The organism is Vagococcus silagei (assembly GCF_004795745.1).
Classification (GTDB): domain Bacteria; phylum Bacillota; class Bacilli; order Lactobacillales; family Vagococcaceae; genus Vagococcus; species Vagococcus silagei.
Genome location: NZ_SDGV01000035.1, coordinates 1 through 12,441, shown reverse-complemented (window position 1 = coordinate 12,441; position 12,441 = coordinate 1). Strand labels below are relative to the sequence as shown.

Here is a 12,441-nt window from a genome sequence, read left to right as displayed (position 1 = left end):
AGAATGAGGTTTTTTTACGTAAATATATTAAAAAGATTTTTTGATATAATCTTTTCTGGTCTTGCATTGATTCTTTTATCTCCGTTATTCTTAATTATAGTATTACTTATAAAAACTAAACTTGGTTCTCCAGTAATTTTCAAACAAGAGAGACCTGGGAAAAATAACCAAGTTTTTTCAATGTACAAGTTTAGAACAATGTCAGATGAAAGAGATTTAAATGGATATTTGTTACCAGACAGTGAAAGACTATCAAAATTTGGAAAAGTATTACGTTCGACAAGCTTAGATGAACTCCCTGAATTGTTAAATATTTTAAAAGGTGACATGTCAATTGTGGGACCAAGACCTCAACTAGTAAAAGATTTGTGGTATATGGATGAGAGAGTTCAAAAAAGACATAATGTATTACCAGGTCTTACAGGATGGGCACAAGTCAATGGACGAAATAATATTACTTGGGATGAAAAATTTAATTTTGATTTAGAGTATATTGAAAAAATATCTTTATTATTTGATATTAAAATTATTTTTATTACAATCAAAAAAGTACTAAAACGTTCAGATATCGACACAGAAGGTTTTGAGACCGGAGAAGATTATGGAGATTATTTGTATCGAATAAAAAAAATTAGTGAATTTGAATATAATAAAATTTTAAAGGATAATTGCAATGAATGACACAATCAGTATTATTACAGCGGTATACAATTCAGAAAATTATTTTGAAGAAACAATTACCAGCGTGCTTAAGCAAACATATGAAAAATGGAATTGGTATATAGTGGATGATTGTTCAAGTGATGGAACTGAAGGTATAATAAAAAGATATCAAGATGATAAAAGAATTCATTATATAAAATTAGAGAGTAATAAAGGTGCTGCTGAAGCAAGAAATGTAGGATTAAAACTAGCAGAAACTGATTTTATTGCTTTTTTAGATGCTGATGATACTTGGAATGAGTTAAAGTTAGAAAAACAATTGGCTTTTATGAAGGCAAAAAATTATGGTTTTACATTTACAGCATATCAAATTATGGGAAAAACTAAACCGATAAAAGTTCCAAAAAGTTTAAACTACAATCAATACATGAAAAATACGATTATTGGAATGTTAACGGTGATGATAAATCGATCAATAGTTGGTGATGTATCAATCGTTAATGTTAGAAAAGATCATGATTCCATGACCTGGGCTAAGTTATTACGTGAGAATATTTCTGAGGCATATGGATTAAATGAAAATCTTGCCTCTTATAGAAAAGTTGAGGGTTCGATTTCAAATAATAAATTTGAAGCTGTAAAAAATCACTGGAAAAATTGTAGGAATTTAGAAAAATTGAGTGTATTTAAAACGTCATATTATTTTGTTTTTTACGGAATAAATGCATTTTTAAAACACTACAAATAAAGAAAATTTGAGGTTAGTTCATGAAGAAAGTAAAATTGATAGGAGCATATAGAGGTTTTTTTCAAGACTTATTGTCTCAAAATTATAGCAATTTTGAATTCTTTGTTAATAAGAAAAAAAAATTTGAAGTCGCAAATGTTCATAAAGAAAAAATTTCTAGATTTTTAAATAAATCGATTTTTGATTTTTTAGGATTCTTTACAACAATGAAAGTCAGTACAGAAGAAAATAAGGAATTTGATATATTTGTGACATATAATAGGTTTATTAAAAATAGTATTCGCCCATATTATATTGTTCTAGAAAATCCGACAGCTTTGATAAACTACAGTGGGACTAGAATGAATTCAAGAATTACAAAAAAAAGACTAAAAAAATATTTTTTTGACGATAATTTATTAGGTGTAATATGTATATCAGATGCTTGTTTTAAAGGGTTTAGTAATTACTATTCTCCTGAAATATATGATGAAAATAAAATAAAACAGCTGTATCCATTGATAAAAAATGATATGTCATTGATTGAAACAACTTATGATAATTTAGAGTGTCTTTTTATTTCTTCAAATTTCACTTTAAAAGGTGGAAGAGATCTTCTTCAGGTTTTTGATAATTTGAAAAACAAAGGTTTTAATAATATTAAATTAACAGTAATTACAAAACTTTCGAGTTTAGGAGAAGATTTGAACAAAGGTTTGGATAGTAATCCTAATATAAAATTACGTGATTTTTCCTTTTCTAGAGATGAATTATATACAATATACAGAGAGCATCATGTTTTTCTTAATCCAACAAGAATGGATAGTTTTTCATTGGTGACTTTAGAGGCGATTAAACATGGTTTATTAGTCATTAGTACTGATATATATGCTATTCCTGAAATGGTATTAAATCATGAAAATGGATATTTAGTGTCACCAAAATTTGAAGTTTGGAACAAAGATTTTACTTTAAATTTGAATGTAAAAAACTATCCAAAACAGACGTATGAGTCTGATTATGTTGATAGTTCCATAGTGAGTTTTATTGAAGAAAAATTAATTTATCTTTTGAAAAATACCGATTTGCTGACGTACTATAGACAAAAATCTAAAAATATTTCTCAAAATTGTAGATTTTCATCAGAGTGTATAAAGAAAGAATGGGAAAAATTGATGGAGTAGGTGAATTTATGTATACATATTCAGTAATAATTCCTCATAAAAATAGTTGTGACAAAGTTATAAGATTAGTGAATTCTATCCCAAGAAGAAAAGATATAGAAATTTTTATTGTTGATGATAATAGCGAACAAGAAATTTTTGCTAAATTAAAAACAGCTGTAAGTGATTTCAATCTCGATATGCGAAATGTGACTTTATTAAAATCAAATTCAAAATATGCAGGAGAAGCAAGAAATGAAGGATTAAGATATTCAAATTCAGAATGGACGATTTTCGCTGATGCTGACGACTATTTTTTGTGTGATGCGTTTAAGTATTTTGATAAATATATAGAAAGTAATTTCGATGTAGTTTTTTTTAAAGTTAAATCAACAAAATATTCTGGAGATACTGAAGTTCCTGGAAATCGTGGCGAGGTATTCAATAATCTAGTTGCTGATGTTTTAAAACAGAATAATGCTGAAACTCAATATCGATTAAGGTATAAATATCTGGTTCCATGGGGAAAATTAATAAAAAGTTCTTTGATTAAAAAGAATAAAATATTTTTTGATGGATCAAAAGTTGCAAATGATGTAATGTTTTCGACTAAATTAAGTTCTCATGCAAAAACAATAAAAGTAGATGATGCATATGTTTATTGTGTGACTGAAGGTATGGACAACTTATCAAAATTAAGAAGTATTCAAGATTTAGAAATCCGAAATGATAAATTTATTGAGCAGTTTGAATATATAAAAAAAATTGATTCGAATCAAAGTGTAGAAAGCATTATGAAAGCAAAGGGAATGTTAGGTTCCTCGTTAAAGCATGGAGGAATTTTATTTTTTTTAAGAGAAATAAAAAAATTTAGAAAAAAAAATATACGTATTTTTTAGATTTAGGAGAAATGAATTATGCAAAAGTTTGATATTAAAGGGATAAACGTTTACTTGTTGTATATTATATTTTCTATTATGTTACTTGGGAATATCCCTATAATAGGATCAAGCATAGTGTTATTTGGTCTAATCTTAATTGTGAGTCTTTTTACACTAGTTTTATTGATATATAATGGTATCAATTTAAAACAGGAAAAGGAAATTAGAAACATTTTATTATTTTATTTATTTTGGATGTTATACAGTTTGATTCAAAGTACATTTTTTATTAATCGAGAAATGTTTCTTGTTGAAATTATGAATATGTTTATAATGTTTATACTATTATTTTTAGCTGTATTAAATACAAGTGGGTTAAAAAAGTATAGTAAAGGTATAAAAATATTATTAGTTCCAATTATATTCCATACTTACGCAGGATTAATTGAAGTATTTACTGGAGAATATATTTTTACAGATAATATTTACATCTCAGGATATTTGAGAAACAAAATGCCTGTTTCTTCGTTATATAATACAAATAATTATGCTACAGTTTTAGTGTTTTTTATAATATTATTATTTTACTTACTTATTTCCTCAAAAAAGTGGCAAAAAAAATTTTTTATTTTCATACTGTTACTTGCTGATGTTTTTTTATTATATATGACTCAATCTAGAGGTAATTTATTAGGATTATTAACTTGTATTGTTATATATGTTTTGTTGATGATTCTACAAAGTAAGCATATGACATCTAAATATATTAAATTGTTTTTCGTTTTATTAATGTTATTTATTTTAATATGTATTGCTATAATACTTATGAATATTGGTGTTACGGATTTTAGAACTATAGAGTTTTTTAATAATCAATCTAATTTTACTAGATTAAATTTAATAAAAAATGGTTTTTATTTTTTGAGCAGTTCAAAATATCTTGGAGTTGGTTTAGGAAACATTGAAAACTTAATGATGACTTTTTCGAAATTTCCAACTAATGGTATATTCAATTTACATAATTTTTTCATTGAAATTATGGTATCTTCTGGAATAATTGTTTTTACATTTTTTGTTAAAGGCTATATTCAAATTCTATACAACTCGGTTACTAATTTCTTTAATCCATTAAGTAAAGAAATGGGTCAAAGAAGCTTATACTTAGTTCTATATCTTTGCGCATTCTTGTTTAGTAGTATTAGCCCTAGTAGTTTATTTCAATTAAGATGGTTTTGGGCAATAACTACATTTATTTTATTAATGTATTCGTATACAGTTAAGGAGCAAAAAGAATGAGAGTATGTTTTGTTTCAGAAGATTATAATATGGGGGGGATTCAAAAGGTTACGCATATTCTTGGTAAAGAATTTTTCGAAAATAACATGGAAGTATATTTTTATTCGTTAACCAAATCAGTAAGTTTTTATGATGATATATTAATTGAAAGTAAACCAAATCAATTAATATATAGAGGATTTAGACATTATAATAAAAAAATTCAAGTTAAATTATTAAATTCCTATAATCCAGAAAAAATTTGGAAACATAATCTAAATCATTTATTACATATATTAAAATCAAAAGAAATTAATGTGATAATAATGAATGGTGGTTTGTTAACTTCTATGATTCCTATTCTTAAAGAAAATTATCCTCACGGTGTTTTTATAGCATGGCAGCATAGTAGTGTTTCTAAATATTTTTCTGACTACTATTCTGAGATTCTGGATTTTTATAAAAGAGGATTATCCATTGCTGACAGTGTAGTATGTTTATCTGAAGTGGATTTAAAAATATTAAATGAGTTTAATGACAATGTTTTTCAAATTGATAATCCTACTGATCTGAAACCAAATAATCTGACAAAATGTGACAAAATATTAGATCCTAAAATTGGATTTGTATCTCGTTTAGATTTTCACACAAAAGGAATTGATTATTTGATTGAGATAATAAATATTTTACCGGACAATTATTCATTTTATTTTGCGGGTATTAATGAAAAACAATTATCAGATGAAGATTTATTTCTTTTTAAAAATATACAATCGAGAGTACATTTTTTAGGTCAGCTGAAAGAATCAGAAATGACAAAATTTTATGAAGAAGTTGATTTGATTGTTTCTACTTCAAGATGGGAAGGTTTTGGATTAGGCTTAATTGAGGCTATGGCCTTTGGGGTACCTGTTGTGACGTTTAAGAATACGGGCCCTCTTGAAATATTAGGATCGTCTGAAATATATAAAGATATGATAATTGATAAACCTGATACAAAGGCTTTTGCAAAGAAAATAGAAGAAGTTGTTAATGATGAGTTGTTATATAGTGAACTACAAGTAGCTGGCATTAAAATATCAAACAAATACTCATCTAATTTTATTTATAAAAATTGGATTAATATGATAAATATTGTAAATGAAAGGAACAAATAAAAATGAAAATATCTGTTTTTGGTTTAGGGTACGTAGGTTTAGCAAATGCCTTATTGCTAGCTCAAAATGAGGATGTCGTTGCGTTTGATATTTTAGATAAAAAAATTGAAATGTTAGAAAATAGGGTTTCACCTCTAGAAGATAACGAAATTAAACAATTCTTATCTGATAAAAAAGTAAAATTGAAGTTTACAAATAATTTTAGTAAAGCGATAGAACATGCTGAGTATGCGATAATTGCCACGCCAACCGATTATGATGAAGAAATGAATTATTTTGATACATCGACCGTAGAGAGTGTTATTGAAAGAGGATTAATAATAAATCCAAATATTATTTTTATAATTAAATCAACAGTCCCGGTTGGATTTACTCTTGAAATGAGAGAAAAATTTAAAACAGAAAATATTATTTTTTCACCAGAATTTTTAAGGGAAGGATTAGCATTATATGATAATTTATACCCATCAAGAATTATCGTTGGAGAATGTTCGTCTCGTGCTGAAAAATTTGCAAATGTATTAGTAAAAAACTCAAAAAAATCTGATGCAAAAGTATTATTAACAAATTCAACTGAGGCAGAGGCAATAAAATTATTTTCTAATACCTATCTTGCAATGAGAGTGTCATATTTTAATGAGTTAGATACATATTCAGAAATACGAGGGTTAGATGCTAGACAAATTATTGAAGGTGTTGGTTTGGATCCTAGAATTGGCACACATTATAATAATCCATCTTTTGGTTATGGTGGATATTGCTTACCGAAGGATACTAAACAATTGTTAGCCAATTATGACAGAGTACCGAATAATTTAATTAGAGCAATTGTGGATTCAAATAAAACTAGAAAAGATTTCATTGCTCAACAAATAATAGAAAAAGATCCTAAAACAGTTGGTATATATCGACTAACTATGAAATCAAATTCAGATAACTTCAGATATTCTTCAATTCAAGGTATTATGGAAATATTGAAAAAAGAGGGAATTAATGTAACTGTATTTGAACCAACATTACAGGATGATCTGTTTAACGAATGTGAAGTTTTACAAGACTTTGATTTGTTTAAAGAAAGATCAGATATAATACTTACTAATAGATATGATCAAAACTTAGAAGATGTTAAAGACAAGATTTATACTAGAGATGTCTTTAATCGTGATTAAAATGAGGTTTGTATATTATGAAAAAATTCATTCGTAGCTTATTAGGATTTTCCATAGGTCCAGTTATTGGTGCATTAATATCATTAATTACAATCCCTTTAACTACATTTTTTATTAGTCCAGAGGAATTTGGTAAATCTAGTGTTTTTAGTGCAACCTATATTTTGTTAAGTGGTTGGATTTATTTAGGAATGGATCAGTCATATTCAAGAGAATATAATGCAGTAGAGGATAAAAATAGCTCATTTTTTAATGCTATTGCAATACCTTTACTTATATCTTTTCTTTTCTTTTTAATTCTATTGATTTTTAAAGAGGAGCTTTCGATTTGGATTGTTGGATATCCAGGACATCCTAATATCGCTATTTTAATGGGTATTGGCCTTATTTTTATTGTCTTTGAAAGATTTTTGTTGATGCAACTTAGAATGGAAGAAAAGGCTGTTCAATATTCACTTTTTACAGTAATGATAAAGTTAATATCATTAATCGTTTTAATATTATTGTTAATATTTTTTGAAAAAAACTTTTTAGTAGTTATATATTCAACAATATTTGGGCAAATATTATCTGATAGTTACTTAATTTTTAAGTGTAGATCTCAGTTAAATAAATTTAAATGGAGTATATTAGATATTAATTTGATAAGAAAAATGCTCGTATTTGGATTACCATTACTTCTTTCAGTATCGTTGACAAATTTTTTGAATACTTTAGGAGTTTTTTCATTAAGAAAATGGAGTACTTTCTACGATTTAGGAATATTCAATGCAGGTCAAAAAATATCTAACATGTTGTTGATAATTCAAGTAGCTTTTACAAGTTTTTGGGTACCTACAGCTTATAGGTGGATTGAAGAGGGTAAGAGTATAAGGGAATTCAAATTTGTTAGTGATATTTTATTACTCTTTATTACATTTGGTTTTTATATACTTTTAACATTTAAAAATGTTTTTATCTTGATTTTATCTCCATCATATTTTGATGCGAAATATATTTTAGGTTTTTTAGTCTTAATCCCAATTTTTTATACCTTGAGTGAGACCACTACTTTAGGAATTGTGTATTCAAGAAAAAGTTATTATAATATTTTTGTATCGCTAATCTCATTATTAGTAGGTTTTCTTGTTACATGGTTTTTCGTTCCTCTTTTTGGTTATAAAGGTGCTGCTTTTGGCGTATCCATAGGTTATTTTTTATTTTATATTTTTAGAACTTTATTCTCAAAAAAATTAGGTTTTTATTTTCCAATTATTAAACATGTGATCGTTTTACTTATATTTCTAGTAACAGCATTAGTTAATAGCATAAATTTTGGTAATATTATTTTGATAAATTTATCTCTATTTATTATAAGTTTAATAGTTCAATATCAAACATTTAAAGACCTTTGGAAAATAAAAAAAGGTGAATTGCATTATAATTTAGAATAGTATTAAGTTTTTCTTTTAAAAAATACATAATAATAAGAAGCATAAAATATTTTAATTTAAAACTGATTTTTTTATGCTTCTTTATTTTTTATATAACGAAAAACAATTGTGATTTTATGTTATAATAACTGTATAAAGTTATATTAATTAATCTTTAACACGATTTTTATCTTTCTGTTAACTTAATTAAATATCAATCGACTTCTGTGAGAAACCATATGATTTATGTCAGATAACAAATTGGAAAGTAGGGGAACAAATGAAAGCGTTTTTAGTAACTGGAGGTGCAGGATTTATTGGGAGCAATTTCATTAGGTACATGATGGATAAGTATTCATCCTATGAAATCATTAATTTAGATTTGCTTACATACGCAGGAAATTTAAAAAATGTTGAGGAAGTTGCGGATTTATCAAGATATCATTTTGTTCAGGGAAGCATTAATGATCGCGAGTTAGTGACGAACCTTGTTAAACAATACAAAGTTGATGCTATTATTAATTTTGCAGCAGAATCGCACGTAGATCGTAGTATTGAGGCCGCATATCCGTTTGTTGAGACAAATGTCAATGGCACATTATCGTTGCTTGAAGTGGCTAAGAAATGTCAAATCAATCGTTTTGTTCAAATCTCTACAGATGAAGTTTATGGCTCGTTAGGTTTAGAAGGCTACTTTTTCGAGCATAGTCCACTTAATCCAAGCAGTCCATATTCTGCAAGTAAAGCTTCTGCGGATCTGTTGGTTCAGTCTTATCACAAGACCTACGGGTTAGATACAATAATTACGAGATGTTCGAATAATTATGGACCCTATCAACATTCAGAAAAACTACTTCCTTCTATTATCTTGAAAGCTTTTCAGAATGAAAAATTACCCATTTATGGTGAAGGACAAAATGTACGTGACTGGCTGCATGTCTTTGATCATTGTTCAGCCATTGATTTAGCACTGCACAGTGGAAAATCTGGAGAAATTTATAATATCGGTGCTTATCATGAGCGTACTAATAATGAAATGGTTGATTTTATTATCGGAGCCTTAGATCGAGAAGAATCATTGAAAGAATTTATTCCGGATCGTTTAGGACACGATTTTCGCTATGCGATAGATTCATCTAAGATTAGACGGGAGTTGAAATGGCAACCGAAAATGGATTTTGATAAGAGTTTAATTGAGACGATTGATTGGTATATCACTGAGCAACAATAAAAAAATAAAGAAATAAAAGGCGGAATGGCTGGTCGGTTTATAGCGATGCAGTCTTTTTAGAGGATTCTTTATATAATTTATTTAGAATACCAGCCAGCTCTTCCCATATTCAGCTAAATATGCTACCTTAAAGTTATAACAATTAGAGGTGAGTTAATGAGAAAAGTAATTACATATGGAACATTTGATTTACTCCATTATGGTCATATTAATCTATTACGTCGTGCGAAAGAACAGGGTGATTATCTAATTGTCGCGCTTTCAACTGACGAATTTAACTGGGATGAAAAACAAAAGAAATGCTATTTTTCATATGAAAAACGTAAAATGTTATTAGAAGCAATAAGATATGTTGATTTGGTTATTCCTGAAAATAACTGGGATCAAAAAGTGACGGATATTGCGGAATTTAAAGTGGATTGTTTCGTAATGGGTGACGACTGGAAAGGTCAGTTTGATTTCGTTAAGGAAACAGGCGCTGAAGTTGTTTATTTAGAAAGAACGCCAGAAATTTCAACATCTCAAATAAAAAAAGATTTACATGAAAAGAATAAGTAAATTGATGTAAGACCAAATACCAAGATTTAGGTATTTGGTTTTTTATAATCAAGGATTTACGTGAGTTTATCGTAAGCGGGAAGTAATCGAGTATACCCCAAATAAGATTCACCATGTCAACTTTGGCACAGTGGATCTTATTTTTTTATCTACATGTACTTTGAATTTGATCTGACCAAGGCAAATAACCTTGAAGCGTTTCAAATTCTAATGGTGCGTCAATATTTGGAAGGTGTTCAAACAGATATTGAAAATATTTTATTGGAACTAAGCCGTTGGCTTTTGCAGTTTCAACAATACTATACGCAATCCCATTTGCTGTCGCACCCCGTTCACTCGCTGAAAACATCCAATTTTTTCTCCCAATCGTCGTGGGTCTGATGCTTCGCTCTGCTAAATTATTTGATAGGGCGCAACGACCATCCTTTAGAAAAGCCATTAATCCCTCTTTTAGATTAAGCGCATAGTTAACGGCTTTTCCAAGTTTTGACCCAGGTAATGCCATGAATGACTCAATCCACTTCCAAAAATCATTCAGAATGGGTTGACTTCTTTCTAGTCTCTTTTGGTATTTTTCATCGCTAGGCAATCCTTTAATTTCTTTTTCAATTTGGAAAAGTTTATCGCAATATTCAACGCCTTGTGCCGCCGGAGTTTTTTTAGAAGTCGAATCTTTAGCTTCAAAGAATTTTCTTCTAACATGCGCCCAGCAGTTAACGAGAATCACATTATCTACTGACCTATAGGCACTGTAACCATCACAATGAAGGAAACCAGAAAAACCTTCCAGAAATAACCGAGGTACACTACTCTTACGGCTGAGTTCATGGTGGTATAAGATAATAGGATGTTCTGCTTGTTCTGCTTGTTCAATTGTTCTAAATAGCCAAAAATAAGATTTCTGTTTGTCGCTAGATAAAACATTGTAGTACGTCTCATCCGCATGGATGAGCACTTCCGATACAAGCTTTTTCCTTAATTCATTCCAAATTGGTGTTAACCATTTCTCACAAGATGTAATGAACCAATTTGACTGGGTTCTACGAGGCACTCGCAATCCGTATGCTTCCCATTCTTTTTCCTGTCTATAAAAAGGCAAACTCATTTCAATCTTCTGATGGATGAGTTGGGCAAGTATAGAAGGTGAAGCTAAACTATGCGTGATCGGCTGTTTTGGCACACGTGCTTTCTTTATTGTATCAACACCATCTTTTTTACATGTTGGACATTCGTAAGCGTGTTGATAGTAAACTTCTCTATACATCTTTGCAGGAACGAAAACGACAGCTTCTCTAACTTTAGTTTTACCTATGTGCTTTAAAGAAGCACAACACCAATCACAGGTACACTCTTGACCTTCAAAGTCACAGTGTATCTCTTTTATTGGTAAATCTTTTGTTAACTCAGCTTTGTAGCCTTTTTTCTTTTTTCGCTTATACTTTATTTCCTCAAAGACGGTTTTTTCTTCAGTTGTCTCTGCACAATTAAAAGACGGGTCATCATTAAATAAGTCCATCTGATTTTTTGCATCAGAACTTTGTTCTGAAGAACGACCAAATAGTTTTTTTGTTAAGTAATCAACTTGTTCTCTTAAAAGCTGAAGTTCATTTGTTAATGCTTCATTTTGTTTTAACAATTGTTCATTTTGCTTTAATAATTGTTTTTCTGCTTCAGTCATATTGTTCACCTCGGTTCATCAAAGAATTTGTTATCCCAATTATACCAAAAAAACGTCTAAAGACTATCTATATATAGACTTAGACGCTATTATATTTAAGATATATAACCATGTTCCGCATTAGATATTTTTCTTTTCTGATCAACTTGGAGACCTTCCAACAACCAACGAAGTTGTTGTTGCGTTAATGATTTTACTTCGGAATGCTTTCTTGGCCATTGAAGTTTTCCATTTTCAAAGCGTTTATAAAGTAAAATAAAGCCATCACCATCCCAATACAATGCTTTAAATCGATCTAAGCTATTGCCACAAAATAAAAATAAAGCATCTGAATAGACATCAATTTCGTACTGGTTCATTACAATCGAAGCTAAGCCATCTATCCCTCTGCGCATATCTGTTTTTCCACAAACAATAAAGATTTTTTCTACTGTTGAATAATTGAGCAAATTTCATAATCGTAATGCCTTGATACATTAACGTTCTAAAAGCAATAAAAATAAGAACCTCCCCATCTGTTATAATTA

The 12,441-nt window shown here is 28.7% G+C and carries 12 protein-coding genes; 10 read left to right on the top strand and 2 right to left on the bottom strand.

Annotation, left to right across the window (positions count from 1 at the left end; translation table 11 throughout):
- The first annotated feature begins 3 nt into the window (after positions 1 to 3).
- The 10 genes from ESZ54_RS11850 to tagD all read left to right on the top strand — a co-directional run bounded on the left by ESZ54_RS11850 (position 4) and on the right by tagD (position 10,236).
- Complete coding sequence (locus tag ESZ54_RS11850; protein ID WP_136137865.1) at positions 4 to 681, top strand: sugar transferase; 678 nt, start codon at positions 4 to 6, stop codon at positions 679 to 681.
- Positions 674 to 1,411, top strand: a complete 738-nt coding sequence (locus ESZ54_RS11845; RefSeq protein WP_136137864.1) for a glycosyltransferase family 2 protein — start codon at positions 674 to 676, stop codon at positions 1,409 to 1,411. The genes ESZ54_RS11850 and ESZ54_RS11845 overlap by 8 nt, the downstream gene beginning before the upstream one ends.
- 20 nt (positions 1,412 to 1,431) lie before the next feature.
- Positions 1,432 to 2,574 (top strand): glycosyltransferase family 4 protein, encoded by a 1,143-nt coding sequence (locus ESZ54_RS11840; protein ID WP_136137863.1) that lies wholly within the window; start codon positions 1,432 to 1,434, stop codon positions 2,572 to 2,574.
- Positions 2,553 to 3,452 carry a glycosyltransferase family A protein gene (locus tag ESZ54_RS11835; protein ID WP_136137862.1) on the top strand — a complete coding sequence of 300 codons (900 nt, stop codon included), beginning with the start codon at positions 2,553 to 2,555 and terminating at the stop codon, positions 3,450 to 3,452. The genes ESZ54_RS11840 and ESZ54_RS11835 overlap by 22 nt, the downstream gene beginning before the upstream one ends.
- 18 nt (positions 3,453 to 3,470) lie before the next feature.
- Positions 3,471 to 4,730, top strand: a complete 1,260-nt coding sequence (locus ESZ54_RS11830; protein ID WP_136137861.1) for an O-antigen ligase family protein — start codon at positions 3,471 to 3,473, stop codon at positions 4,728 to 4,730.
- Positions 4,727 to 5,866 carry a glycosyltransferase gene (locus ESZ54_RS11825; RefSeq protein ID WP_136137860.1) on the top strand — a complete coding sequence of 380 codons (1,140 nt, stop codon included), beginning with the start codon at positions 4,727 to 4,729 and terminating at the stop codon, positions 5,864 to 5,866. The genes ESZ54_RS11830 and ESZ54_RS11825 overlap by 4 nt, the downstream gene beginning before the upstream one ends.
- Before the next feature lie 2 nt (positions 5,867 to 5,868).
- On the top strand, positions 5,869 to 7,035 hold the full coding sequence (locus ESZ54_RS11820) for a nucleotide sugar dehydrogenase (RefSeq protein ID WP_136137859.1): 1,167 nt from the start codon (positions 5,869 to 5,871) through the stop codon (positions 7,033 to 7,035).
- 17 nt (positions 7,036 to 7,052) lie between these two features.
- A complete protein-coding gene (locus ESZ54_RS11815; protein ID WP_136137858.1) occupies positions 7,053 to 8,468 on the top strand; it encodes a lipopolysaccharide biosynthesis protein in 1,416 nt (471 codons plus the stop codon).
- Positions 8,469 to 8,727: 259 nt separating this feature from the next.
- Entirely contained in the window at positions 8,728 to 9,678 is a 951-nt protein-coding gene (rfbB, locus tag ESZ54_RS11810) for a dTDP-glucose 4,6-dehydratase (protein ID WP_136137857.1), read from the top strand.
- A 156-nt stretch (positions 9,679 to 9,834) separates the two neighbouring features.
- Positions 9,835 to 10,236: a glycerol-3-phosphate cytidylyltransferase gene (gene tagD, locus ESZ54_RS11805; protein WP_136137856.1), complete on the top strand. Its 402-nt coding sequence runs from the start codon at positions 9,835 to 9,837 to the stop codon at positions 10,234 to 10,236.
- A gap of 145 nt (positions 10,237 to 10,381) precedes the next feature.
- On the opposite strand, the gene tnpC is transcribed toward tagD, so the two are convergent.
- Positions 10,382 to 11,914, bottom strand: coding sequence for an IS66 family transposase (gene tnpC, locus ESZ54_RS11800; RefSeq protein ID WP_136137855.1), 1,533 nt, complete (start codon positions 11,912 to 11,914; stop codon positions 10,382 to 10,384).
- A 95-nt stretch (positions 11,915 to 12,009) separates the two neighbouring features.
- A complete protein-coding gene (tnpB, locus tag ESZ54_RS11795) occupies positions 12,010 to 12,363 on the bottom strand; it encodes an IS66 family insertion sequence element accessory protein TnpB (RefSeq protein ID WP_275426557.1) in 354 nt (117 codons plus the stop codon).
- Positions 12,364 to 12,441: the final 78 nt, after the last annotated feature.

What these genes read in the sequence shown, in the direction of transcription:
- tagD (WP_136137856.1), top strand. Translation starts at nt 9,835, where the DNA reads ATGAGAAAAGTAATTACATATGGAACATTTGATTTACTCCATTATGGT.
- rfbB (WP_136137857.1), top strand. Translation starts at nt 8,728, where the DNA reads ATGAAAGCGTTTTTAGTAACTGGAGGTGCAGGATTTATTGGGAGCAAT.
- ESZ54_RS11815 (WP_136137858.1), top strand. Translation starts at nt 7,053, where the DNA reads ATGAAAAAATTCATTCGTAGCTTATTAGGATTTTCCATAGGTCCAGTT.
- ESZ54_RS11840 (WP_136137863.1), top strand. Translation starts at nt 1,432, where the DNA reads ATGAAGAAAGTAAAATTGATAGGAGCATATAGAGGTTTTTTTCAAGAC.
- ESZ54_RS11830 (WP_136137861.1), top strand. Translation starts at nt 3,471, where the DNA reads ATGCAAAAGTTTGATATTAAAGGGATAAACGTTTACTTGTTGTATATT.
- ESZ54_RS11850 (WP_136137865.1), top strand. Translation starts at nt 4, where the DNA reads ATGAGGTTTTTTTACGTAAATATATTAAAAAGATTTTTTGATATAATC.
- ESZ54_RS11845 (WP_136137864.1), top strand. Translation starts at nt 674, where the DNA reads ATGAATGACACAATCAGTATTATTACAGCGGTATACAATTCAGAAAAT.
- ESZ54_RS11835 (WP_136137862.1), top strand. Translation starts at nt 2,553, where the DNA reads ATGGGAAAAATTGATGGAGTAGGTGAATTTATGTATACATATTCAGTA.
- ESZ54_RS11820 (WP_136137859.1), top strand. Translation starts at nt 5,869, where the DNA reads ATGAAAATATCTGTTTTTGGTTTAGGGTACGTAGGTTTAGCAAATGCC.
- tnpC (WP_136137855.1), bottom strand. Translation starts at nt 11,914, where the DNA reads ATGACTGAAGCAGAAAAACAATTATTAAAGCAAAATGAACAATTGTTA.
- ESZ54_RS11825 (WP_136137860.1), top strand. Translation starts at nt 4,727, where the DNA reads ATGAGAGTATGTTTTGTTTCAGAAGATTATAATATGGGGGGGATTCAA.